The sequence below is a fragment of the Streptomyces sp. NPDC023481 genome (genome assembly GCF_055560195.1).
In genome coordinates, this window is sequence record NZ_JBVHJE010000002.1 from 350,254 (window position 1) to 374,223 (window position 23,970).

The 23,970-nt window shown below is 72.2% G+C and carries 23 protein-coding genes; 15 read left to right on the forward strand and 8 right to left on the reverse strand.

The features are described from left to right. Positions 1–33: 33 nt before the first annotated feature. Positions 34–492 (reverse strand): peroxiredoxin, encoded by a 459-nt coding sequence (locus ACZ3ZD_RS05790; protein ID WP_467393914.1) that lies wholly within the window; start codon positions 490–492, stop codon positions 34–36. 126 nt (positions 493–618) lie between these two features. Then, positions 619–1,056, reverse strand: coding sequence for a DUF3052 domain-containing protein (locus tag ACZ3ZD_RS05795; protein WP_467393916.1), 438 nt, complete (start codon positions 1,054–1,056; stop codon positions 619–621). A gap of 404 nt (positions 1,057–1,460) precedes the next feature. Between ACZ3ZD_RS05795 and aceE the strand changes: the two genes are divergently transcribed. Then, positions 1,461–4,208 carry a pyruvate dehydrogenase (acetyl-transferring), homodimeric type gene (aceE, locus tag ACZ3ZD_RS05800; protein WP_467393918.1) on the forward strand — a complete coding sequence of 916 codons (2,748 nt, stop codon included), beginning with the start codon at positions 1,461–1,463 and terminating at the stop codon, positions 4,206–4,208. A 142-nt stretch (positions 4,209–4,350) separates the two neighbouring features. Continuing rightward, positions 4,351–5,094, forward strand: coding sequence for a potassium channel family protein (locus tag ACZ3ZD_RS05805; protein WP_467393920.1), 744 nt, complete (start codon positions 4,351–4,353; stop codon positions 5,092–5,094). 438 nt (positions 5,095–5,532) lie between these two features. Here the strand turns inward: ACZ3ZD_RS05805 and ACZ3ZD_RS05810 are convergent, their stop codons facing one another. Continuing rightward, positions 5,533–7,152, reverse strand: coding sequence for an MFS transporter (locus ACZ3ZD_RS05810; protein WP_467393922.1), 1,620 nt, complete (start codon positions 7,150–7,152; stop codon positions 5,533–5,535). Between the two features lie 121 nt (positions 7,153–7,273). Here ACZ3ZD_RS05810 and ACZ3ZD_RS05815 point away from each other — a divergent pair, with 121 nt between their 5' ends. The 3 genes from ACZ3ZD_RS05815 (at position 7,274) to ACZ3ZD_RS05825 (ending at position 10,144) form a co-directional block, all read left to right on the forward strand. Continuing rightward, positions 7,274–7,900 (forward strand): TetR family transcriptional regulator, encoded by a 627-nt coding sequence (locus ACZ3ZD_RS05815; RefSeq protein WP_467393925.1) that lies wholly within the window; start codon positions 7,274–7,276, stop codon positions 7,898–7,900. 111 nt (positions 7,901–8,011) lie between these two features. Then, complete coding sequence (locus ACZ3ZD_RS05820; RefSeq protein WP_467393927.1) at positions 8,012–9,229, forward strand: alpha/beta hydrolase; 1,218 nt, start codon at positions 8,012–8,014, stop codon at positions 9,227–9,229. A 66-nt stretch (positions 9,230–9,295) separates the two neighbouring features. Then, positions 9,296–10,144 (forward strand): DUF4429 domain-containing protein, encoded by an 849-nt coding sequence (locus ACZ3ZD_RS05825; protein ID WP_467393929.1) that lies wholly within the window; start codon positions 9,296–9,298, stop codon positions 10,142–10,144. On the opposite strand, the gene ACZ3ZD_RS05830 is transcribed toward ACZ3ZD_RS05825, so the two are convergent. Further along, positions 10,145–10,600: a MerR family transcriptional regulator gene (locus ACZ3ZD_RS05830; RefSeq protein WP_467393931.1), complete on the reverse strand. Its 456-nt coding sequence runs from the start codon at positions 10,598–10,600 to the stop codon at positions 10,145–10,147. Positions 10,601–10,696: 96 nt separating this feature from the next. Here ACZ3ZD_RS05830 and ACZ3ZD_RS05835 point away from each other — a divergent pair, with 96 nt between their 5' ends. Together ACZ3ZD_RS05835 and ACZ3ZD_RS05840 are read left to right on the forward strand one after the other, a co-directional pair. Further along, the gene (locus ACZ3ZD_RS05835) at positions 10,697–11,173 is read left to right on the forward strand and encodes a GNAT family N-acetyltransferase (RefSeq protein ID WP_467393933.1); all 477 of its coding nucleotides are present in this window, start codon (positions 10,697–10,699) and stop codon (positions 11,171–11,173) included. Between the two features lie 19 nt (positions 11,174–11,192). Beyond that, complete coding sequence (locus tag ACZ3ZD_RS05840; protein WP_467393935.1) at positions 11,193–12,014, forward strand: serine hydrolase domain-containing protein; 822 nt, start codon at positions 11,193–11,195, stop codon at positions 12,012–12,014. Positions 12,015–12,089: 75 nt separating this feature from the next. On the opposite strand, the gene ACZ3ZD_RS05845 is transcribed toward ACZ3ZD_RS05840, so the two are convergent. Next, the gene (locus ACZ3ZD_RS05845) at positions 12,090–12,746 is read right to left on the reverse strand and encodes a pirin family protein (protein WP_467393937.1); all 657 of its coding nucleotides are present in this window, start codon (positions 12,744–12,746) and stop codon (positions 12,090–12,092) included. A 117-nt stretch (positions 12,747–12,863) separates the two neighbouring features. On the opposite strand from ACZ3ZD_RS05845, the gene ACZ3ZD_RS05850 reads away from it, so the two are divergent. The 5 genes from ACZ3ZD_RS05850 to fabF all read left to right on the forward strand — a co-directional run bounded on the left by ACZ3ZD_RS05850 (position 12,864) and on the right by fabF (position 17,828). After that, entirely contained in the window at positions 12,864–14,069 is a 1,206-nt protein-coding gene (locus tag ACZ3ZD_RS05850; protein ID WP_467393939.1) for a PucR family transcriptional regulator, read from the forward strand. An 89-nt stretch (positions 14,070–14,158) separates the two neighbouring features. Next, positions 14,159–15,085 carry an ACP S-malonyltransferase gene (locus ACZ3ZD_RS05855; protein WP_467393941.1) on the forward strand — a complete coding sequence of 309 codons (927 nt, stop codon included), beginning with the start codon at positions 14,159–14,161 and terminating at the stop codon, positions 15,083–15,085. 11 nt (positions 15,086–15,096) lie between these two features. After that, positions 15,097–16,128 carry a beta-ketoacyl-ACP synthase 3 gene (locus ACZ3ZD_RS05860; protein ID WP_467393943.1) on the forward strand — a complete coding sequence of 344 codons (1,032 nt, stop codon included), beginning with the start codon at positions 15,097–15,099 and terminating at the stop codon, positions 16,126–16,128. Positions 16,129–16,209: 81 nt separating this feature from the next. Then, positions 16,210–16,458 carry an acyl carrier protein gene (locus tag ACZ3ZD_RS05865; protein WP_030341284.1) on the forward strand — a complete coding sequence of 83 codons (249 nt, stop codon included), beginning with the start codon at positions 16,210–16,212 and terminating at the stop codon, positions 16,456–16,458. 107 nt (positions 16,459–16,565) lie between these two features. Continuing rightward, positions 16,566–17,828, forward strand: a complete 1,263-nt coding sequence (gene fabF / locus ACZ3ZD_RS05870; protein ID WP_467393945.1) for a beta-ketoacyl-ACP synthase II — start codon at positions 16,566–16,568, stop codon at positions 17,826–17,828. A 70-nt stretch (positions 17,829–17,898) separates the two neighbouring features. Here fabF and ACZ3ZD_RS05875 read toward each other — a convergent pair whose 3' ends face one another. Then, the gene (locus ACZ3ZD_RS05875; protein ID WP_467393947.1) at positions 17,899–18,393 is read right to left on the reverse strand and encodes a DUF3145 domain-containing protein; all 495 of its coding nucleotides are present in this window, start codon (positions 18,391–18,393) and stop codon (positions 17,899–17,901) included. Between the two features lie 254 nt (positions 18,394–18,647). On the opposite strand from ACZ3ZD_RS05875, the gene ACZ3ZD_RS05880 reads away from it, so the two are divergent. Beyond that, positions 18,648–19,532 carry an SGNH/GDSL hydrolase family protein gene (locus tag ACZ3ZD_RS05880; protein ID WP_467393949.1) on the forward strand — a complete coding sequence of 295 codons (885 nt, stop codon included), beginning with the start codon at positions 18,648–18,650 and terminating at the stop codon, positions 19,530–19,532. Between the two features lie 15 nt (positions 19,533–19,547). Then, entirely contained in the window at positions 19,548–20,519 is a 972-nt protein-coding gene (locus ACZ3ZD_RS05885) for an aldose epimerase family protein (protein WP_467393951.1), read from the forward strand. 84 nt (positions 20,520–20,603) lie between these two features. Here the strand turns inward: ACZ3ZD_RS05885 and ACZ3ZD_RS05890 are convergent, their stop codons facing one another. After that, a complete protein-coding gene (locus tag ACZ3ZD_RS05890; RefSeq protein WP_467393953.1) occupies positions 20,604–21,083 on the reverse strand; it encodes a hypothetical protein in 480 nt (159 codons plus the stop codon). Positions 21,084–21,108: 25 nt separating this feature from the next. Between ACZ3ZD_RS05890 and ACZ3ZD_RS05895 the strand changes: the two genes are divergently transcribed. After that, on the forward strand, positions 21,109–21,369 hold the full coding sequence (locus tag ACZ3ZD_RS05895) for a hypothetical protein (RefSeq protein WP_467393955.1): 261 nt from the start codon (positions 21,109–21,111) through the stop codon (positions 21,367–21,369). A 143-nt stretch (positions 21,370–21,512) separates the two neighbouring features. Here ACZ3ZD_RS05895 and ACZ3ZD_RS05900 read toward each other — a convergent pair whose 3' ends face one another. After that, positions 21,513–23,954, reverse strand: coding sequence for a glycoside hydrolase family 3 protein (locus tag ACZ3ZD_RS05900; protein ID WP_467393957.1), 2,442 nt, complete (start codon positions 23,952–23,954; stop codon positions 21,513–21,515). Positions 23,955–23,970 lie beyond the last annotated feature (16 nt).

Here is a 23,970-nt window from a genome sequence, read left to right on the forward strand (position 1 = left end):
CGAAGATTCACAGGTGTCGGCCCGCGGGCCGGCTCACAGGGTGTCGAGCGCCTTCACGTAGTCCTCGAGGTCGCGGGCGTCCGGCAGGCCGTTGACGACGGTCCACCGCACGACGCCCTCCTTGTCGATGATGAAGGTGCCCCGGACGGCGCAGCCCTTGTCCTCGTCGAAGACGCCGTACGCGCGCGAGACGTTGCCGTGCGGCCAGAAATCGCTCAGCAGGGGGTATTCGAGGCCCTCCTGCTCGGCGAAGACGCGCAGGGTGTGGATGGAGTCGTTGGAGACGGCGAGCAGCTGGGTGTCGCGGTCGGCGAACCTCGGGAGGTTGTCGCGCAGCTCGCACAGCTCGCCGGTGCACACACCGGTGAAAGCGAAGGGGTAGAAGAGAAGGACCACGTTCTTCTCGCCGCGGAGGTCGGAGAGCCTCACGGTCCGGCCGTGGTTGTCCTTCAGCTCGAAGTCGGGCGCCTTGTCGCCGACCTGGATCGCCATCGTCGTATCCCTTCGGTGGGCTGTTCGGGTGGGAGCGTACGGACGCTCGGGGTCCACCCTACGCAGCGGGCACCGGGGGCTCCGGGCGGGCCGAGCCTGCTCGGCCCGCCCGGAGGACTAAGACGGTCACTTCTTGGACTTGGCCGCCTTCGGCGTCGCCAGCCGGCTGCCGCTCCAGTCCTTGCCGACGCTGACGCTCTTCGAGGCGGTCAGGCCGGCCGTCGTGGCGGCGTCCTGGATGTCGCTCGGTTCCACGTACCCCGAACGGCCGGTCTTCGGCGTCAGGAGCAGGATCGCGCCGCCCTCTTCGATGTACGTGGTGGCATCCACCAGCGCATCCGTCAGGTCGCCGTCGTCGTCACGGAACCACAGCACAACGGCGTCGGCCACGTCGTCGTAGTCCTCGTCCATGAGGTCGCCTGCGATGGTTTCCTCGATGGCCTCGCGGAGCTCCTGATCGACGTCGTCGTCGTAGCCGATCTCCTGGACCACCTGCCCGGGCTGGAACCCCAGCCTGGCGGCAGGGTTCGTCCGCTCCTCCGCGTGGTCCGCGGTCGCGCTCACGGGGTGCCTCCTGATCATGTCTTGGTGAGTATCTCAGCCACGCGCGTGCGCGAAGCATTGGCCGTAGTCCACACGGGCGGGGCGGATCGCGCAAGTACCCGGCCTCCGGGACCGCCGAAACGGTGACGATCCCGCCCCTGTCGGTGCGACCCCTGGCACCGTATCCCGTTTCCGCGGAACCCACATCACACCGATGTGCCCGGTTTATACGGTTCGGAATCATCCAGTGTTACGTCGCTCGAACATCTTTGCCAAGCACGTCACACCCCGGGCGTATCGTTGCGTTTTGACCGATGCGTTGACCGATGCGGACGACGGTGCGGGTGACGTACGCCTTCCCGAGGTACACGATGGGGAACGGTGTAGGCAGGCAGAAACTGGCCCTCTGACAGGTAAGGAACAGCGTGGCTTCCGGATCCGATCGCAACCCGATCATCATTGGCGGCCTTCCGAGTCAGGTTCCTGACTTCGATCCCGAGGAAACCCGGGAGTGGCTCGACTCCCTCGACGCCGCCGTGGACGAGCGCGGGCGGGAGCGGGCCCGCTATCTCATGCTGCGCCTGATCGAGCGGGCCCGCGAGAAGCGGGTCGCCGTGCCCGAGATGCGCAGCACGGACTACGTCAACACGATCCCCACCAAGAGCGAGCCGTTCTTCCCGGGCAACGAGGAGATCGAGCGCAGGATCCTGAACGCGACCCGCTGGAACGCGGCCGTGATGGTCTCGCGGGCCCAGCGCCCCGGCATCGGCGTGGGCGGCCACATCGCCACCTTCGCCTCCTCCGCCTCGCTCTACGACGTCGGCTTCAACCACTTCTTCCGCGGCAAGGACGAGGGCGACGGCGGCGACCAGGTCTTCTTCCAGGGCCACGCCTCCCCCGGCATCTACGCGCGCGCGTACCTGCTCGACCGGCTCTCCGAGGAGCAGCTGGACGGCTTCCGCCAGGAGAAGTCGAAGTACCCCAACGGCCTGTCCAGCTACCCGCACCCGCGCTCGATGCCGGACTTCTGGGAGTTCCCGACGGTCTCCATGGGCCTCGGCCCGCTCGGCGCGATCTACCAGGCGCGGATGAACCGCTACATGCAGGCGCGCGGGATCGCGGACACCTCCAAGTCCCACGTGTGGGCGTTCCTCGGCGACGGCGAGATGGACGAGCCGGAGTCGCTCGGCCAGCTGTCCATCGCCGCCCGGGAGGGCCTGGACAACCTGACCTTCGTGGTCAACTGCAACCTCCAGCGCCTGGACGGCCCGGTGCGCGGCAACGGCAAGATCATCCAGGAGCTGGAGTCGGTCTTCCGGGGCGCCGGCTGGAACGTGATCAAGCTGATCTGGGACCGCACCTGGGACCCGCTGCTCGCGCAGGACCGGGACGGCATCCTGGTCAACAAGATGAACATCACGCCGGACGGCCAGTTCCAGACGTACGCCACCGAGACCGGCGCCTACATCCGCGAGCACTTCTTCGGCGACGACCACCGGCTGCGCGCGATGGTCGAGAACATGACCGACGCCCAGATCCTGCACCTGGGCCGCGGCGGCCACGACCACCGCAAGATCTTCGCGGCCTTCAAGGCGGCCAAGGAGCACAAGGGCCAGCCGACGGTCATCCTGGCCAAGACGATCAAGGGCTGGACGCTGGGCCCGAACTTCGAGGGCCGCAACGCCACGCACCAGATGAAGAAGCTGACGGTCGACGACCTCAAGCGCTTCCGCGACCGGCTGCACCTGCCGATCTCCGACAAGGAGCTGGAGTCCGGCCTGCCGCCGTACTACCACCCGGGCCGCCGCTCGGAGGAGATCCAGTACATGCACGACCGCCGCAAGGGCCTCGGCGGTTACGTCCCCACCCGCGTCGTCCGCTCCCAGCCGCTCGCGCTGCCCGACGACAAGGCGTACGCGACCGTGAAGAAGGGCTCGGGCCAGCAGTCCATCGCGACGACCATGGCCTTTGTGCGCCTCCTCAAGGACCTCATGCGGGACAAGGAGATCGGCAAGCGGTTCGTGCTGATCGCGCCGGACGAGTACCGCACGTTCGGCATGGACTCCTTCTTCCCGAGTGCGAAGATCTACAACCCGCTCGGCCAGCAGTACGAGGCGGTGGACCGCGATCTGCTGCTCGCCTACAAGGAGTCGCCGACCGGCCAGATGCTGCACGACGGCATCTCCGAGGCGGGCTGCACGGCCTCGCTGATCGCCGCGGGCTCGGCCTACGCCACGCACGGCGAGCCGCTGATCCCGGTGTACGTCTTCTACTCGATGTTCGGTTTCCAGCGCACCGGTGACCAGTTCTGGCAGATGGCGGACCAGCTTGCGCGCGGTTTCGTCCTGGGCGCGACCGCGGGTCGTACGACCCTGACCGGTGAGGGTCTGCAGCACGCGGACGGCCACTCCCAGCTGCTCGCCTCCACCAACCCGGCGTGCGTCGCCTACGACCCGGCGTACGGCTACGAGATCGCGCACATCGTGCAGGACGGGCTGCGCCGGATGTACGGCAGCTCGCCCGAGCACCCGCACGGCGAGGACGTCTTCTACTACCTGACCGTCTACAACGAGCCCATCCAGCACCCGGCCGAGCCGGCGAACGTGGACGTCGAGGGCATCGTCAAGGGCGTCCACAAGCTGAGCGAGGGCACGGCCGGCTCGGTCCCGGCCCAGATCATGGCGTCGGGCGTGGCGGTCCCGTGGGCCCTGGAGGCCCAGCGGATCCTTGCCGAGGAGTGGAACGTCAGGGCGGACGTGTGGTCCGCGACCTCCTGGAACGAGCTGCGCCGCGAGGCCGTGGAGTGCGAGGAGCACAACCTGCTGCATCCGGAGGAGGAGCAGCGGGTGCCCTACGTGACGCGCAAGCTGAGCGGCGCCGAGGGCCCGTTCGTGGCCGTGTCCGACTGGATGCGATCGGTTCCGGACCAGATCGCGCGCTGGGTGCCCGGCACGTACCAGTCCCTCGGCGCCGACGGCTTCGGCTTCGCCGACACCCGGGGCGCCGCGCGCCGCTTCTTCCACATCGACGCCCAGTCGATCGTCGTCGCGGTGCTGACCGAGCTGGCCCGCGAGGGCAAGGTCGACCGTTCGGCGCTGAAGCAGGCCATCGACCGGTACCGGCTGCTGGACGTCTCGGCGGCGGATCCGGGGGTGGCGGGCGGCGACGCGTAGCCGCTGCGCCGGGCCCGGGCCGTTCCGGCTGCCGGGCGGGGCTGCCGGTCCGGTGCCGGGTGCCGGTCCGTGGCGGCTTGTCGCGCAGTTCCCCGCGCCCCTTCGGGGGCGCGGGTGCTTACTGTCTCTTTACGATGACGGCATGGAGCAACTGTCGGCGCAGGCCAGGTGGGAGCGGTATTCGCAGCGGCCGTTGTTGGGGCTCGCGGTGGCGTTCGCCGTCGCGTACGCCGTGCCGATCGTGGACGACTCCGCCGGTTACTCCCTGACGGCCGTGTGCACCCTGGTGGAGTGGGTGGTGTGGGGGGCGTTCGCCGTCGACTACCTGGTCCGGCTGGTCCTCGCCCCGCGCCGGAAGGAATTCGTCCGCCGGCACTGGCCCGACCTGTGCGCGGTGGTCCTGCCGCTGCTGCAACCCCTGCGGCTGCTACGGCTGGTGTCCACGCTGATGCTGGTGGGCCGGCGGGCGCGGATGGCTCCGCAGATCCGGCTGACCACCTATGTCGTCGGGGCCGTGATCGGTCTGCTGATGTTCGGGTCGCTGGCGGTGCTGTCCGTGGAACGCCAGTCGCCGCACGGGAACATCCGGACGCTGGGTGACGCGGTGTGGTGGTCGTTCACGACGATGACGACCGTCGGGTACGGCGACCACGCGCCGACCACCGGACTCGGGCGGATGATCGCGGTCGGCCTGATGCTGTCCGGGATCGCGCTGCTCGGTGTGGTGACCGCGAACATCGCCGCGTGGTTCATCTCGCGCTTCGAGAAGGACGACGTGGAGGAACGCCGCCAGACGGAGGCGATCGCTGCCCTGGCCGAGGAGGTCCGCCTGCTGCGCGCGGAGGTGGCCCGCTTGTCGGCGACCCGGGAGGAACAACACCGCTGACCCCCAGGGGGCCACGCCCGCGGAGAGCATCTGCGGCCGCACACCCCCCAAGGGGCGCGGGGAACTGCGCGACCGGCCCCCACGCACCCGCACCCGAGCAGCAGCCCAAGCGCCCCCGGCGTAAGGCAGGCGCCGCAAGCCGCCGGACCTCCTCCGCCCCCTGGAGACGCCCGCGCCCCTGCCCGAAGAGCTACGCCCGCGAAAGAACACACCGCTACCCCCAAGGGGCGCGGGGAACTGCGCGACCGGCCGTCCACGCACCCGCACCCGAAGAGCCGCCGAAGCGCCGCAGGCAAGGCGCGCGCCGCCCCCTCCGCAGCGCGCGCCGCAGCCCGCCGGTCCTCCCATGCCCTGCGGAGGACTTGACCCACTGTGACCTGCGGCGCGTGCCGAGGGCGAGGGATCTTTAGCGGAGTCACCCTGATAGGGGAAATCCGCTCAGATGTGGCCCACGCCCGCGCCCGCCTCCGCGTTCGTGCCCCGCTTGGTGAGCAGCGCGACGAGGACGGCGGCCAGCGCGACGCCCGCCGCGACCAGGGACGCGAGGCTCATCCCGGAGATGAAGGTGTCGTGGGCGACCGCGGTGACCTTCGCGACGACCGGCGCCGGCATGCCCTTGGCCACCGGGGCCACGCCGACCTGGACCGCCTCGGAGGCCTTGTCCAGCTGGTCGGGGGTCAGCTTCGGCAGCCCCGCGCCGGCCCACCTGCCCGGCAGTTCGCTGTCCACCTTGGAGGCCATCACCGCGCCGAGCACCGCCGTACCGAGGCTGCTGCCGATCTGCATGGCCGCCTGCTGGAGGCCGCCCGCCACGCCCGACAGTTCCAGCGGGGCGTTGCCGACGATGACCTCGGTCGCGCCGACCATGACCGGGGCGAGGCCGAGGCCCATCAGGGCGAACCAGAGGGACATCACCCCGCTGCCGGTGTCGACCTTCAGCGTCGACATGCCGAGCAGGGCGCCCGCGGTCACCGCCATGCCGAAGGCCAGCGGGACGCGCGGGCCGAGCCGGGTGATCGCGGCGCCGGCGAGCGGCGAACCGATGATCATCATGCCGGTGAGCGGCAGCAGGTGCGCACCGGCCTTGACCGGGCTCATCCCGTGGACCTTCTGGAGGTAGAAGGTGACGAAGAACAGGCCGCCCATGAAGGCGATGGCCATGAGGACCATCAGGACGACACCGGCCGACAGGGCCACCGAGCGGAACAGGCCCAGCGGGATCAGCGGTTCGGCGACCTTCGTCTCCCAGAAGGCGAAGAGGGCGAAGAGCACCACGGAGCCGGCGATGAACAGCCAGGTCGTGCCGTCGCCCCAGCCCCAGGTCGGGGCCTTGATGAGTGCCCAGACCAGGCAGAACATCGCGCCGGACAGCAGGGCGATGCCGGGCAGGTCGAAGGAGCGCGGGGCGTTCTCGGCGCGGTGGTCGAGCAGGATCAGTGTGCCGAGGAGCAGGGCGAGGGCACCGACCGGCACGTTGATGAAGAACACCGACTGCCAGTTGACGTGTTCGACGAGGACGCCGCCGAGGATCGGGCCGCCCGCGGTGGACGCGCCGATCACCATCCCCCACACGCCGATCGCCATGTTCAGCTTCTCGGCCGGGAAGGTGGCCCGCAGCACGCCGAGCGCGGCCGGCATCAGCAGCGCGCCGAACAGGCCCTGGAAGACCCGGAAGACGATGACCTCGGTGATGCTGCCGGACAGCCCGATGGCGCCGGAGGCGGCGGCGAAGCCGGTGACGCCGATGAGGAAGGTCTGCCGGTGGCCGAAGCGGTCGCCGAGCTTGCCCGCGGTGATCAGGGTGACCGCGAGGGCGAGGAAGTAGGCGTTCGAGACCCACTGCACGTCGGCGAAGGACGCGTTCAGGTCGTCGCGGATGGCCGGGTTGGCGATGGCCACGATGGTGCCGTCGAGGGCCACCATCATGACCCCTACGGCGACGGTGATGAGGGTGAGCCACGGGTGGCCGCGCAGGGCCCCGGCCGGCCGGGGCCCCGAGGGTGCCGCCGGTGCGCTGTCCCCCGGTCCCGTCGCGTCGACGGTGGTCTGACTAGTCATACACTCAGGTTAGTGACAGCCACTGACACTTGCCAATCGGATTCACTAGTCGGTCACTGACACGACACCGGCGCATAGTCTTCTGGGGCCGGCGGGACGGACGTACACAGGGAGAGAGGCCATGGAGACGCTGCGGGAGCGCAAGAAGCGGCGCACTCGGGAGTCCCTGCTGCGGGCCGCTCTCGAACTGTTCACCAGCCAGGGGTACGAGCGGACCACCATCGACGAGATCGCCGAGGCCGTCGACGTCTCGCAGCGCACCTTCTTCCGCTACTTCGCGGGCAAGGAGGACGCGGCCTTCGCGGTGCAGAAGATGACGGAGGCGGCCTTCGTGGCGGCCGTCCGTGCGCGTCCGCCGCACGAGGCGCCGATGCAGGCGCTGCGGCAGGCGTTCCTGGAGGGCTGGGACACGATCCGGGAGACCGTCGAGTCGGTCGTGCCGGTCGAGCTGTATCTGCGCATGTACCGGACGATCGAGTCCACGCCCGCGCTGCTCGCGGCCCATCTGCGCCGGTCGGAGGCGACGGAGGAGACCATCGCGCGGGTGCTGGCCGAGCGGGAGGGCGTCGACGTGGACGCCGACCCGCGGCCCCGGCTGGCGGTGGCCGTCTTCGGCGGGGTGATCCGGGTCAGCGAACGGCGGTGGTGCATGAGCGAGGACTTCGGCCTGGAGTCCATCCGCACGCTCACCGCGACCTACCTCGACCAGGTGGGTTCGGCCCTCACGGGACACTGGCGCACCGGCTGAGGCGGTCGGATCGCCGGGAGATCAACGACTCCGTGTTCGGTTACTCCCGAAACGTGATCCCTGTCACTCGGTTACCGCGAGACCGTCTCGTTCTCCTAGTGTGTCCTCCCAGTGACTTCCTTCGACACCTCCCCGCCCTTGAACGTCTGGCGCGCACTGCTGGCGCTGAGCGTCGTGTTCGTGATGCTCGCGACCACCGGTTGGACCGCCCTGCGCACCCACCGTGAGGCGACGGCGCTGCAGGCCTCGCTCAACGAGTGGGAGCACGGCAGCGTCCACGGTCTGCGCCTGCCGGACCCCGAGGCCGCCCCGGCCCGTCTCGCCCGCTTCTTCGCCTCGCTCACCCCGCACGAGCGCAACCGTCTCGCCCACCGCTACCCGCTCGCGGTCGGCAACATGAACGGCGCCCCCGTCTCCCTGCGCTACCAGGCCAACCGCATCGCGCTGGCCCAGGCCCGCGAGGTCGAGCGCCAGCGCATGCACGACAGCCGGCTCAGCTCGGCAGGCCACCAGGACGCGGCCCGCCGCCGGGAGCGCTACGCGTCCCTGCTGGACCCGGACCGGCACATCCTGGCCTTCGACCCCGAGGGTTCGGGCCGGGTCGCCGAGGTGTTCGGCGACCTGGACCAGGCCGACCGGATCTCGGTCGTCGTCCCCGGGGTCGACACCGATCTGCTCACCTTCCAGCGGACGTACCGCAGGTACAGCGCCCCGGTCGGCATGGCCGAGGCCCTGTACGCGGCCGAACGCACGGCCGACCCCACGGCCCGTACGGCGGTGATCGCCTGGGCCGACTACACCTCACCCGACGGGCTCGGGGTGGACGCGGCCACCGGTGCGCGCGCCGAGGAGGGCGCCGTACGGCTGAACGCGCTGCTGGGCGCCCTGCCCGGCCGGGCCCCGGTGTCGATGTTCTGTCACAGCTACGGCTCGGTGGTCTGCGGGGTCGCCGCGCGCGGCATGCCCCGCCGGGTCGCCGACATAGCCGTGGCGGCGAGCCCCGGCATGCGCGTCACCAAGGCCGCCCGGCTGGGCACCACGGCCCGGGTGTGGGCCATGCGGGACGCCAGCGACTGGGTGCAGGACGTCCCGTACCTGGAGCTGGGCGGCCTCGGCCACGGCGCCGACCCGGTGTCGTCGGCGTTCGGGGCGCGGGTGCTGTCGGCCCGGGACGCCCAGGGCCACAGCGGTTACTTCCAGCCCGGCACGGACAGCCTGCGCAACCTCGCCGACATCGGCGTGGGCGCGTACGACGAGGTGACGTGCGCACGGGAGAACGATGCGTGCCGGTCCGGTCTGTCCGGCGCGACGACGGCCGGACGCGCGTAGAAACAGCAGGAAGTGCGGTCTGCGCGGGTGGCGACGGAGGAGCACGTGCCGCATACGATGAGCCGCATGGGTGACGTACTGGCGGGTTTTCATGCCGTCTGGGAGTTCGAGTCCGACTCCGTGCTCATCCGTTACGAACGGGGGATTCGGACACCGAAGCTGTTCCAGGCGCTCGGCGAGCGCCGGATCCCGCTGTCGGCGGTCGAGGGGGTGACCCTCGCCCCGGGCAAGCGCGGCACGGTGGTCCTGCGGCTGGAGCCGCGTCCCGGCGCCGACCCGCTGATGGAGGCGGCCGACGGCCAGCTGAAGGAGGGCGCGGACCCCTACCGGCTGGTGCTGCCGGCCGAGCGGGAGACCCTCGCCGAGTACTACGCGGACGAGCTGAAGGGGCTGCTGACCGAGTCGGGGCCGGCCGAGCGGCACCTGGTGGCGGCGCCCGAGGCACCGCTGCACTTCAAGGCGTACGACGGGAAGGCGTCCTTCGACGGGACGGCCGTGCAGTTCCGCTGGTCCTGGACGGGGGCGTCCTCGGCGAAGTGGAAGGCCGGCGACCAGAGCTTTCCGGTGGCCTCGCTGTGCGGGGTGGAGTGGCGGTCGCCGGAGATCTTCGAGGGGCATCTGCGGCTGCTGCCCCGTGACGCGGGCTCGGCGCGGTCCACGCAGCCGGACCAGGACCCGGCGTCGGTGGTGTTCGGCCTGGGCTACGGGCCGGTGCACGAGTCGCTGCCGTTCGCCGCGGCGGTCCTGGCGGCGGTCCGCTCGCGCGGGCCGGTGCCGGTGGCACCGGCCGTGTCCCGGCGCGACCCCGCGGACATCGCCGAACGGATCCGGCACCTCGGGGAACTGCACCAGGCGGGCCTGGTCACCGACGAGGAGTTCTCGTCGAAGAAGGCCGAGCTGCTGGCCGAGCTGTAGCTACCGCTCGCCCGCGTAGTGGCTGATCTTCATGTCCAGGACGCCGAGGGTGTCGTGGAGTTCCGCGATCCGGGCCACGACGTCCCTGCGGGTCGACTCCAGCAGCTGCCGGCGCTCCGCGAAGGTGTGGTCGCCCTGCCGGACCAGTTCCGCGTACCGGACCATGTCGGCCACCGGCATGCCGGTCAGCCGGAGCTTGGTCACGAAGGACAGCCAGTCCAGGTCGCGGTTGCTGTAGCGGCGCTGGCCGGTGTGCGAGCGGTCGATGTGCGGCATCAGCCCGATCCGCTCGTACCAGCGCAGCGTGTGCGCGGTCAGGCCGGTGACCGCGACGACCTCGCTGATCGTGTAGCGGTCCTGCCCCTCGGGGCGGGGGTGGCGCCGGGGCGGGGAGGCGCAGATGTCGGTGGGGGTGGCGGGCTCGGCGGCCGCCGGCGTGGTCTGCAACACCGTCATGGCCCCACGCTATGACCCTGGAGTGCACTCCAGGCAAGCCGGTCCGCCGGGAAATCCGCGCGACCGGGCCGGAAGCCGGCGGCTAGCGTGCCGTGCATGAGTCTCGCACGCCGGGCCGGGCCCGGGGACGCCGCCGAGGTGCTGCGGCTGCGCCAGGTGATGATCGATGCGCTGTGGAGCGCGGGCGGTGCCGGGCCGACCGGGTGGCACGCGGAGTCGCTGCCGACGCTGCGGGAGCGGCTCGCGGCACACGACGGGGACTTCGCCGCGTTCGTCGTGGCGCCTCCCGGCCGGCCGGGAACGCTGGCCGCGCTGGCGGCGGGGACGGTGGAGTACCGCATCGGCAGGGCCGGGAACCCGCGGGGGCGGGTCGGGCACGTCTTCAGCGTGGCGACCGACCCGGACGCCCGGCGGCGGGGGTACGCGCGCGCGTGCATGGAGGAGCTGCTGGCCTGGTTCCGCGCGCGGGGCGCCGGACATGTGCTGCTCAACGCCTCGCCGGAGGCCGAGCCGCTGTACGCCTCCCTGGGCTTCACGCGGGATCCGGACCCGTCGATGCGGCTGCTGCTGTGAGCCGCATAGGCTCGGGCGCATGTCGTTGCAGAGCCTGACGCTGATCGAGAACTGGCCCGTCCCCACCGCGGCCGCGGGTGTCGTACGAGCCGACGGGACCGTCCTCGGGACGCACGGCCCCGACGGGCACCGCTTCCCGCTCGCCTCCGTCACCAAGCCGCTCGCGGCCTACGCGGCGCTCGTCGCGTACGAGGAGGGGGCGATCGAGCTGGACGAGCCGGCCGGTCCGCCCGGGTCGACGGTCCGGCACCTGCTCGCGCACACCTCCGGGCTGGCCTTCGACGAGCACCGGGTGACGGCCGCGCCCGGGGAGCGGCGGCTGTACTCGAACGCCGGGTTCGAGCAGCTCGGGGAGCACATCGCCAAGGCGACGGACATCCCGTTCGCGGAGTACCTGCGGCAGGCGGTGCTGGAGCCGCTGGGCATGGCGTCGACGTCGCTGGAGGGGTCCCCGGCGAAGGACGGGGTGTCGACCGTGGCGGACCTGCTGCGGTTCGCGGGCGAGGTGCAGGCGCCGAGGCTGCTGGACGCGCGGACGGTGGCGGCGGCGATGACGGTGCAGTACCCGGGGACGAAGGGCGTGCTGCCGGGGTACGGGCACCAGAACCCGAACGACTGGGGGCTGGGCTTCGAGATCCGCGACGGCAAGTCCCCGCACTGGACGGGGAGTTCGTCGTCACCTCGCACGTTCGGGCACTTCGGGCAGTCCGGTACGTTCCTGTGGGTCGACCCGGATGCCGGGGCGGCGGGCGTCGCCCTGACGGACCGGGCGTTCGGGCCCTGGGCGATCGAGGCGTGGCCGGTCCTCACGGACGCGGTGCTCGCGGAACTGCGCGGCTGACCAGGCGTCCTGGCGGGCCGCGGTCCCGCACCTCCCGGAGGGGACGCGGTCACGCACGTCCCGGAGGGGCCGCGGTCACGCCGTCATCTCCCACAGCAGCAGCTCCGCCGGCGCCGCCGCCACCGCCTCCAGGCCCTCCGCCCCGGTGATCCTGGCCGCGTCCCCGGGGCCCAGCTCCTCCCCCGCCAGCCGGATCCCGCCCCGTACGACGTGCAGGTACACGTGGTCCGCGTCCGGGAGCGCCGTCCGCTCGCCGGGCCCCAGGCGCCGTACGTGCAGCATCGCGCCGGCCGCCGGCACCGCGTAGGGCGTGGAGTCGGCGATGCCCGGGACGAGGTCGTACGAGGGGTCGCCGCCGGGCTCGCGGGGCGCCAGCCACATCTGGACGAAGGTCAGCGGCACGTCACCGTCGTTGCGTTCCACGTGCCGTACGCCCGCCGCCGCGCTCAGGTGCTGGACGTCCCCGGGGCGGACCCTGCTCTCGTGGCCCGTGGAGTCGCGGTGGGTCAGCTCGCCCTCGACGACCCACGTGACGATCTCGGTGTGGCTGTGCGGGTGTTCGCCGAAGCCGGCGCCGGGCGCGAGCCGCTCCTCGTTGCAGGCGATCACCGCGCCGAAGCGGAGGTTGTCCGGGTCGAAGTGCGGGCCGAAGGAGAAGGCGTGCCGGGTCTCGATCCCGGCCTCCGGGTCCCCTCCGCGGTAGCGCTCACGGGAGCGCCGTACATCGATCACGGGCACCACGGTAGCCCGGCCGGGCACCCGGGATCCGGCGAGGGCGGCAGCCGTCCGACGGGTCGAGCACAACCCCGGCGGCACACGGGCCGGGCCCGATAAGGCAGTCTTGTCCCCGTGCCCGAACCCGAATCCCACCGCGGTGATCCCACAGCCCACGCCGTCCACGCGCACGCCGCGACCCTGAAGCGACTGGAGAAGTCCTCGGGGCGGCTCGCCGCGCAGGCGATCGCGCGCATGGACGAGTCCCTGCCGTGGTACCGGGCCATGCCCCCGGAGAACCGCTCCTGGATCGGTCTCGTCGCCCAGGCCGGCATCGCGGCCTTCACCGAGTGGTTCCGGCGGCCGGACGCGCCCCAGGCGATCTCCACGGACGTCTTCGGGACGGCGCCGCGCGAGCTGACCCGGGCCATCACGCTGCGGCAGACCGTGGAGATGGTGCGCACCACCATCGAGGTGATGGAGAGCGCCATCGACGAGGTGGCCGCGCCCGGCGACGAGGGCGTGCTGCGCGAGGCGCTGCTGGTGTACGCCCGGGAGATCGCCTTCGCCACCGCCCAGGTGTACGCCCAGGCCGCCGAGGCACGCGGTGCCTGGGACGCGCGGCTGGAGTCGCTGGTGGTGAACGCCGTGCTGAGCGGCGAGGCGGACGAGGGCGCCGTCAGCCGGGCCGCCGCGCTGGGCTGGAACTCCCCCGAGCACGTGTGCGTGGTGCTCGGGACCGCGCCCGACGGGGACAGCGAGCTGACGGTCGAGGCGATCCGGCGGGCCGCGCGCCACGCCAAGCTCCAGGTGCTCACGGGGGTGCTCGGGGACCGGCTGGTCGTCATCGCCGGGGGCAGCGCCAACCCGCTCGCCGTCGCCAAGTCGCTGATCGGGCCGTTCGCCGCCGGGCCGGTGGTCGCGGGACCGGTCGTACCCGATCTGCTGGCCGCCACCCGGTCCGCGCAGGCCGCCGCCGCGGGTCTGAAGGCCTGTCTGGCGTGGCAGGACGCGCCGCGGCCGGTGCTCGCGGACGATCTGCTGCCGGAGCGGGCGATCGCGGGCGATCCGGGCGCCCGCGAGCAGCTGGTGGAGGAGATCTACAGACCGCTGGAGGAGGCCGGCTCCGCGCTCCTGGAAACCCTGAGTGTCTATCTGGAGCAGGCGAGCAGTCTGGAAGGCGCGGCGAGGATGCTCTTCGTTCACCCGAACACCGTGCGCTACCGGCTCCGACGTGTGACTGATGTCACCGGATGGTCGCCCTCGGATGTACGATCCGCGTTCACACTGCGGATCGCGCTCATCCTGGGGCGTCTGGCCGATGGTGAACCCCAGGCATAGGGTTTTGTCGGGGGCCCACAAAAGCCCTCCGTGTTCTTCGTCCCTGTCCTCACGGGCGGCCGTGCCCGTCCCCAAGAGAGAGTGTGAGAGTGCTCGTACTCGTCGCTCCCGGCCAGGGCGCTCAGACGCCCGGCTTCCTGACCCCCTGGCTCGAACTGCCCGGTGCCGCGGACCGCGTCGCCGCCTGGTCGGACGCCATCGGACTGGACCTCGTCCACTACGGCACCCAGGCCGATGCCGACGCCATCCGTGACACCGCGGTGGCCCAGCCGCTGCTCGTCGCCGCCGGCCTGCTGTCCGCCGCGGCACTGGGTGACACGTCCGAGATCGCCCCCGGCGCGGTCGCGGGCCACAGTGTGGGTGAGATCACCGCCGCCGCCTTCGCCGGTGTGCTGGACCACACGGCCGCCCTCGGCCTGGTCCGCACGCGGGGTCTGGCCATGGCCGACGCCGCCGCGGTCACCGAGACCGGTATGGCGGCGCTGCTCGGCGGGGACCCCGAGGTGACCCTGCCGCACCTGGAGAAGCTGGGCCTGACCCCGGCGAACATCAACGGCGCGGGCCAGATCGTCGCCGCCGGCACGCTGGAGCAGCTGGCCGCGCTGGCCGAGGACAAGCCGGAGGGCGTCCGCAAGGTCGTCCCGCTGAAGGTGGCCGGTGCCTTCCACACCGCCCACATGGCACCCGCGGTGGACACCCTGGCCGCGGCCGCCGCGAAGCTGGCACCGGCCGACCCCAAGGTGGCGTACGTCTCCAACAAGGACGGCCGGACCGTCGCGTCCGGCGCCGAGGTGCTGGAGCGACTGGTCGGCCAGGTCGCCAACCCGGTGCGCTGGGACCTGTGCATGGAGACGTTCAAGGAGCTGGGCGTGACCGCGCTCGTGGAGGTGTGCCCGGGCGGCACGCTGACCGGCCTGGCCAAGCGTGCCCTGCCCGGCGTCGCCACGCTGGCGCTGAAGACCCCCGACGACCTCGACGCGGCCCGGGCTCTGTGCGCAGAGCACGCCGGCGCCTAAGGAGCCCGTACATGGCGAAGATCAAGCCCGGCAAGGGCGCCCCGTATGCGCGCATCCTCGGCGTCGGCGGCTACCGGCCGGTCCGGGTGGTGCCCAACGAGGTGATCCTGGAGAAGATCGACTCGTCCGACGAGTGGATCCGCTCGCGGTCCGGCATCGAGACCCGGCACTGGGCCGGTCCCGAGGAGACCGTGGCCGCGATGGCGATCGAGGCCTCCGGGAAGGCGATCGCGGACGCCGGCATCGACGCCGAGCAGATCGGCGCGGTGGTCGTCTCGACCGTCTCGCACTTCAGCCAGACCCCGGCCGTCGCCACGGAGATCGCCGCCCGGCTGGGCACGGACAAGGCCGCCGCCTTCGACATCTCGGCCGGCTGCGCGGGCTTCGGCTACGGCCTGACGCTCGCCAAGGGCATGGTGGTGGAAGGTTCCGCCGACCACGTGCTGGTGATCGGCGTGGAGCGGCTGAGCGACCTGACCGACCTGGAGGACCGGGCCACGGCCTTCCTGTTCGGTGACGGCGCCGGCGCGGTCGTCGTGGGCCCCTCGCAGGAGCCGGCGATCGGCCCGACCGTGTGGGGCTCCGAGGGCGACAAGTCCGAGACCATCAAGCAGACCGTCCCGTGGGACCGGTTCCGCATCGGTGACGTCTCGGAGCTGCCCCTGGACAGCGAGGGCAACGTCAAGTTCCCCGCGATCACGCAGGAGGGCCAGGCGGTGTTCCGCTGGGCCGTGTTCGAGATGGCGAAGGTCGCCCAGCAGGCGCTGGACGCGGCCGGAATCACCGCGGACGACCTGGACGTCTTCATCCCGCACCAGGCCAATGTGCGGATCATCGACTCGATGGCGAAGACACTGAAGCTGCCGGAGCACGTCACGGTCGCCCGTGACATCCGCACCACCGGCAACACCTCGGCCGCCTCGATCCCGCTCGCGATGGAGCGGCTCCTGGCGACCGGGGAGGCCAAGAGCGGTGACACCGCGCTCGTCATCGGATTCGGGGCGGGTCTCGTCTACGCCGCCACGGTCGTTACCCTCCCCTAGGCACTCCGTGCCGGATCATCCGGTCCGGCAGGGGGACAACTGCCACAAACCGTCTGGAACATCTAAGAAGGAGCGCCTGACATGGCCGCCACTCAGGAAGAGATCGTCGCCGGTCTCGCCGAAATCGTGAACGAGATCGCCGGCATCCCGGTTGAGGACGTCCAGCTGGACAAGTCCTTCACCGACGACCTGGACGTCGACTCGCTGTCCATGGTCGAGGTCGTCGTCGCCGCCGAGGAGCGCTTCGACGTGAAGATCCCGGACGAGGACGTCAAGAACCTCAAGACCGTCGGCGACGCGACCGACTACATCCTCAAGCACCAGGCCTGAGCCACCCCCTAGGCCGCAGGCTGCAAGGCCCCGCCACCCGGCGGTGGCGCCGTAATCCCCGCTGACGCGGGGGTAGTCCTCCCGTATCCGTTGGAGAAAGAATTCCCGTGAGCCCGACCAATCGCACCGTGGTCGTCACCGGTATCGGCGCAACCACACCGCTGGGTGGCGACGCAGCCTCGACCTGGGAGGCCCTGCTCGCCGGCACGTCCGGTGTCGGCCCCCTGGAGCAGGAGTGGGCGGCTCAGCTGCCCGTCCGTATCGCCGCGCAGATCGCCGTCGAGCCGGGCGAGATCCTGCCCCGCCCGCAGGCCCGCAAGCTGGACCGGTCCGCGCAGTTCGCGCTGATCGCCGCTCAGGAGGCCTGGAAGGACGCCGGTTTCACCGCCAGGGCCGGCGAGGACGCGTCCGTCAACCCCGACCGCCTCGGTGCGGTCATCGCCTCCGGCATCGGTGGCGTGACGACGCTCCTGGACCAGTACGACGTCCTGAGGGAGAAGGGCGTACGCCGCGTCTCCCCGCACACCGTGCCGATGCTGATGCCCAACTCCCCGGCGGCCAACGTCGGGATCGAGCTGGGTGCCCGCGCCGGTGTGCACACCCCCGTCTCGGCCTGCGCCTCGGGCGCGGAGGCCATCGGGTACGCGATCGAGATGATCCGCACCGGCCGTGCGGACGTGGTCGTGGCCGGTGGCACCGAGGCCGCCATCCACCCACTGCCGATCGCCGCGTTCGGCAACATGATGGCGATGTCCAAGAACAACGACGATCCGCAGGGCGCCTCGCGTCCCTACGACGCCGGCCGGGACGGTTTCGTCCTCGGCGAGGGCGCCGGCGTGGTCATCCTGGAGTCCGAGGAGCACGCCAAGGCCCGCGGCGCCCGGATCTACGTGGAGGCGGTCGGGCAGGGCATCTCCGCCGACGCCCACCACATCACGCAGCCGGAGCCGTCCGGCAACGGCATCGCGCACGCGCTGCAGAACCTGCTGGACAACACCGACCTGAAGCCGGCCGACGTCGTGCACGTGAACGCGCACGCCACGTCCACGCCGCAGGGCGACGTCGCCGAGGTCAAGGCGCTGCGCAAGGTGTTCGGCGACGACGTCGACCACATGGCGATCTCCGCGACCAAGTCGATGACCGGTCACCTGCTCGGCGGTGCCGGCGGTGTCGAGACCGTCGCGTCGATCCTGGCGCTGGTGAACCGCATGGCGCCGCCGACCATCAACGTGGAGAACCTCGACCCCGAGGTCAACGCGGACGTCGTCGTCGGTGCGGCGCGGGCCCTGCCCGAGGGTCGTATCGCCGCGCTGAACGACTCGTTCGGGTTCGGCGGGCACAACGTGGTGCTGGCGTTCCGGACGATCTGAGAACGCGCCGAAGGGCCCCTCACCGGCAGGTGAGGGGCCCTTCGGCCGTTCGGGTGGGGAGGTGGTGAGGTCAGACCACCTGGTGCAGCCAGCGGACCGGGGCGCCCTCGCCGGCGTAGCGGAACGGTTCCAGTTCGTCGTCCCAGGGCTTGCCCAGGAGCTTGGCGATCTCCGCTTCCAGCTCGGTCTCACCCCGCTGAGCGCGTGTCAGGGCGGCGCGCAGCCGGTCCTCGGGGATCAGGATGTCGCCGTGGATACCGGTGACGGCGTGGAAGATACCGAGGTCGGGGGTGCAGCTGTAGCGCTCGCCCTCGGCGGTGGTGCAGGGCTCGGCGGTGACCTCGAAGCGCAGCAGGTGCCAGCCGCGCAGCGCGGAGGCGAGCTTGGAGGCGGTGCCGGCCTCGGCCTGCCAGGAGAACTCCGAGCGCCAGGTGCCGGGGGCCGCGGGCTGCCGGATCCAGTCGAGGTTGACGCGCGTGCCGAGCACCCCGGCGACGGCCCACTCGACGTGCGGGCACAGCGCGCGCGGCGCGGAGTGCACGTACAGAACTCCACGTGTCGTCACCGGAACCTCCGGGCAGAGCGGGACATCTTGCGGACTGGCTGGGCGGCAGTGGCACGACGGCCGCGTTGATGGCGAGGCTACCCTGCGGCGGCGCAAGGAGTGTGACGTACCGTCGGTCCCGGCGCCAGGAAACCGCCGCCATTCACCCAGGGGGACGCTTGTACGGGGGTGCGTCGTTCCCGGAGGCGGGGCCGGGAACCCCCGCGCGTTGTCATGGGAGGGAAGTGCCGACCGTCGAGCGAGGGGAACCAGGGATGCGGAAGCGAACCCACCGGGTGCGGGCCGGCCTCGCCGTCGTGGCGGCCGTGGTGCTGGGCGCGGCCGGCTGTGCCGGCGGCGACGGACACGGGCCGGCCCCGAAGGGCACCAAGGCGCGTGCGGTCCGGCCACCCGCGTGGGACCGCAGCCCCGACTCGATCGCCGCGGTGGGCGACTCCATCACGCGCGGCTTCGACGCGTGCACGGTGCTGTCGGACTGCCCGCAGGTGTCGTGGGCGACGGGCGCGGACGCCAGGGTGGACAGCCTGGCGGTGCGGTTGCTGGGTGTGCCGGGGGCGGCGGAGCACAGCTGGAACTACGCGGTGACCGGTGCCCGGATGGCCGACCTGCCGGAGCAGATGGAGCAGGCGGCCGCCCACGGACCGCAGCTGGTGACGGTGATGGTGGGCGCGAACGACGCCTGCCGGTCCTCGGCGTCGGCGATGACCTCGGTGGCCGACTTCCGCGCGGACTTCGAGGAGGCGATGGGCACCCTGCGCGCGTCGCTGCCGAAGGCGCAGGTGTACGTGGCGAGTGTGCCGAACCTGAAGCGGCTGTGGTCCGAGGGCCGGACGAACCCGCTGGGCAAGCAGGTGTGGAAGCTGGGCATCTGTCCCTCGATGCTGGCCGACGCGGACGATCTGTCCCGTGCGGCGATGGTGCGCCGGGACAGCGTGCAGCAGCGGGTGGTGGAGTACAACGAGGTGCTGAGGGAGGTCTGCGCCAGGGACCACCGCTGCCGCTTCGACGACAACGCGGTGTACGACTACCGGTTCGGCACGGACCAGCTCAGCCACTGGGACTGGTTCCACCCCAGCACCGACGGTCAGGCGCGGCTGGCGGAGATCGCGTACCGCAGGATCACGGCGAGCCGGCCGTGACCTAGTGTTTCCCACATGAACGAACCTTTCGGCACACTTCCCGACGGCACCCCGGTGCACCGGTGGACGCTGGAGCGCGGCGGCGCGCGGGTGCGGGTGTTGTCGTACGGCGGGATCGTGCAGTCGGTCGAGGTCCCGGACGGGGCCGGACGGACGACGGACGTGGTGCTGGGCTTCTCCGGTCTCGACGGCTATCTGGCGCATCCGGAGCCGTATCTGGGTGCCGTGGTCGGCCGGTACGCGAACCGGATCGCGGGCGGCCGGTTCACGCTGGACGACCGGACGTACGCGCTGGCGCGGAACAACGGCCCGAACTCGCTGCACGGCGGCGAGCGCGGTTTCGACAAGCGGGTGTGGGAGGTGACGCCCGTCGCGCACGGGGTGCGGCTGAGCCGGGTGAGCCCGCACGGCGAGGAGGGCTTCCCGGGCCGGCTCGCGGTGACGGTCACCTACACGCTCGGGGAGTCCGGCGCGCTGCGGATCGCGTACGAGGCGGTCACCGACGCGCCGACGGTCGTGAACCTGACGAACCACACGTACTGGAACCTGAGCGGTTCCGGCCCGGCCGGCGGCCACGCGCTGCGGCTGGCCGCGTCCCGGTACACGCCGGTGGACGCGGACCTCATCCCCACCGGGGAGCAGGCGGACGTCACGGGGTCCCGCTTCGATTTCCGTACGGCCCGGAAGGTCGGCTCCGGTTACGACCACAACTTCGTGCTCGACAAGGGGCCGACCGGGGCGGCCGAGGAGGTGGCCGAGCTGTACGACTCCGCGTCCGGGCGGACCCTGACGGTGGCGACGACCGAGCCGGGCCTCCAGCTGTACACCGCCGACCACCTGTCCGGCCCGTTCTCCCCCGGCGCCGGGATCGCCCTGGAGACGCAGCACTTCCCGGACTCCCCCAACCGCCCGGGCTTCCCGAGCACGGTGCTGCGGCCCGGGGAGGTGTTCCGGTCGGAGACGGTGTACGCCGTCTCCGCGCGGTAGCCTCCCGGCGGGCAGCGGGGAGGCCTCCGGGCCGGTGGGACGTCCGTCCCACCGGCCCGGAGGCCTCGACCGGGGCGAGGAACCTCACCACCGGGGTCTGCCGCGGCTGTGATCAGCCACCGGCGCCAGCGCCAGCGCCCGCACCGGCTCCGGCACCAGCACCCGCACCCGCACCCGCCCCAGCACCCGCGCCGGCTCCGGCTCCGGCACCGGCACCCGCGCCCGCACCCGCACCCGCCCCAGCACCAGCACCGGCACCCGCACCGGCTCCGGCACCAGCACCAGCACCGGCCCCAGCGCCAGCACCCGCACCAGCGCCCGCACCGGCTCCGGCACCCGCACCCGCACCGGCTCCGGCACCCGCGCCCGCACCGGCACCGGCCCCAGCACCAGCACCGGCTCCGGCGCCAGCACCCGCACCAGCGCCCGCACCGGCACCCGCACCGGTCCCAGCGCCTGCGCCAGCGCCAGCACCAACACCAGCACCAGCACCGGCACCCGCGCCCGCACCGGCCCCAGCGCCTGCGCCAGCCCCGGCACCCGCACCAGCGCCGGCTCCCGCACCCGCCCCGTTGCCCTGGTTCTGCTGGTGCTGATCGTTGTGGTGGTTGTGGCTGGAGCTGTGCTGGCCGCCGTGGTGGCCCTGGTGCATCTGGGTGTGGACCATCTGCGGGGCGACCGTCGGGGCGGCGAAAGCGGTGGTGGGGAGCAGTACACCACCGGCGGCCAGGGCGACCGTGGTGGCCAGCATCGCGAGCCGGTTCTTGCGGGACTTACGCTCGATGTTCGTCATGGGAATCCGCCTCCGTGGGGGGTTGTGCCCGAGCCGTTCTCGGGCTGCTTCAAATGAACCCCGGCGGCGGCACCCCGGTCAGGTTCCGGGAAGTCGTGGCTTGACGAACCGGACATAACGGTGTTAAACGCACATGCCGAGCCCCGGCCCAGGGGTCAGGTCCCGGGCCGGGGCTGCTCATGCGGGAGGCTTGTCCCGGATCAGACGTTAATCGGCGCGCTCAGCCCGCGGTCCGCGATCGAGCGTCCGGCGGTGATCTCGTACGAACCCTTCACACACGCCCACGCCTTCCCCGTCTCGTCCCAGACCTCGAAGGCCCGCCGCGGCAGCTCCACGGTGGCCTCGGCGCTCTCCCCCGGCCCGGCCTCGACGGACGCGAAGCCCGCGAGCCAACGCGCCGGGCGCCCGGGGTCGGGCTCGGCCGGCGAGACGTAGACCTGGACGACCTCCCGGCCGGCCCGCTCGCCGGTGTTGCGTACCCGCACGCGGACGGTGGTGCCGTCGACGTCCAGGCAGTCGTAGGCCCAGTCGGTGTAGCCGAGGCCGTGGCCGAAGGGGTACGAGGGGGTGCGGCCGGCCCGCTCCCAGGCCCGGTAGCCGATGAACACGCCCTCGCTGTACGGCAGTTCGCCGTCGACCGGGACGACCTGGGTGACCGGGGCGTCGGCGAGGGAGCCCCAGGTGGTGGGAAGCCGGCCGCCGGGTTCGTGGGCACCGGTGAGGACGTCGGCGAGGGCGGCGCCGCCCTCCTGGCCGGGGAACCAGGTCAGCAGGACGGCGGCCACCTCGTCCCGCCAGGGCAGTTCGACCGGGGAGCCGGCGTTGACGACCACGACGGTGTTGGGGTTGGCGGCGGCGACCGCGCGGACCAGGTCGTCCTGGCGGCCGGGCAGGGCCAGGTCCCGGCGGTCGAAGCCCTCGGACTCCACGCGGTCGGTGGTGGCGACCACCACGACGGCCGTGTCCGCGCCGCGGGCGGCCTCCGCGGCCTCGGCGATCAGCTCGTCGGGGTCGCGCCACGGGCCGGAGTGGGCGAGGGCGAAGCCGACCACCTTCATCGGCAGGTCCTCGGGGATCTCCACGACGTGGGTGAGGGAGACGTCGACCGGTTCGCCGGCGGTCAGCTCCACCTCGGCGCGGGGGACGGGTGCGCCGAAGAAGGTCTCGAAGGGGTCGTCCTGGCCGGGGCGCTGGACGTCGTCGTAGTACGTCGTGCCGCCGACGGTGAGGGTGAAGGGGCCCGTGCCCTTGATCCCGAAGGTGTGCGGCCCGGACTCGCGGGGGGTGAAGGTGCCGGTCAGCTCGACGGTGTGCAGGGCGTCGAGGGTGACGCCGTCGGGGAGGTCGGAGCCCATCCACTGGACGAGGCCGCCGGGGGCGGAGCGGGTGCCGATGACCTCGCCGGCGGCGTCGCGGCAGACGGCCCGCAGGCCGAACCCCCGGTCGGCGACGGCCATTTCGGTGGCCGGGTCGGCGCCGACGGCGTAGCTGAGGGCGCCCTCGGGGAGGGCGGCGGCGAGGCCGTCGAGCGGGGAGACGGTCCGGGCCGGGAAGACGGTGGCGGAGCCGCCGCCGAGCACGCGGGCGTCGCGGGCGGCGGCGCCGATGAGGGCGACGGTGCCGTGCGGCGGCAGCGGCAGGGCCCGGCCCTCGTTGCGGACGAGGACGAAGGAGCGGCGGGCGGTCTCGCGGGCCAGGGCCTCCCCGTCGACCGGCGCGGGCGGCTGCGCGACCTCCGGTTCGGCGCCGGCCAGGATGCCGACGCGGGCGGCGAGCCGCAGGACCCGGCGGACGGCCGCGTCGACCGTGGCCTCGTCGACCCGGCCGTCGCGCACGGCTCGGGCGAGGGCGGGGCCGTAGACGGTCAGCGGGCCGGGCATGGCGATGTCGAGGCCGCCGTCGACGGCGGCGACGGTGTCCCGGGCGGCCGTCCAGTCGGAGACGTTGACGCCGTCGAAGCCCCATTCGCCGCGCAGGACCTCGTTGACGAGGTGGTGGTGCTCGGTCATCGTCGTGCCGTTGACGGTGTTGTAGGCGGTCATGACGCCCCAGGGGCGGGCGTGCTCGACGATGGCCTCGAAGGGGGCCAGGTACAGCTCGCGCAGGGCGCGTTCGGGGACCAGGTTGTTGACCGTGAGGCGGTCGGTCTCGGCGTCGTTGGCGACGAAGTGCTTGACGGTGGTGCCGACCCCGCCGGACTGGACGCCGCGCACGTAGCCGGCGCCGATGACGCCGGTCAGGTACGGGTCCTCGCTGTAACACTCGAAGTGGCGGCCGCCGAGCGGGGACCGGTGCAGGTTGACCGTGGGGGCGAGCAGGACGTGGACGCCCTTGCGGCGGGCCTCCTGGGCGAGCAGGACACCGGCGCGGCGGGCGAGTTCGGGGTCCCAGGTGGCGGCGAGCGCGGTCGGGGAGGGCAGGGCTACCGAGGGGTCGTCGGCGGTCCAGCGCACGCCCCGGACGCCGATGGGGCCGTCCGACATCACCAGGGACTCCAGGCCGATCCCGGGCAGCGCGGGCAGGGTCCACATGTCCTGGCCGGCCAGCAGTCGCGCCTTGGCGTCGAGGTCGAGCGCGCCGAGGGCGGCCTCCACGACCGCCTCGCGGGCCTCCTCGGCCGGGGTGGGCTGGGATCGCGCCATCGGTTCCTCCTCGTCG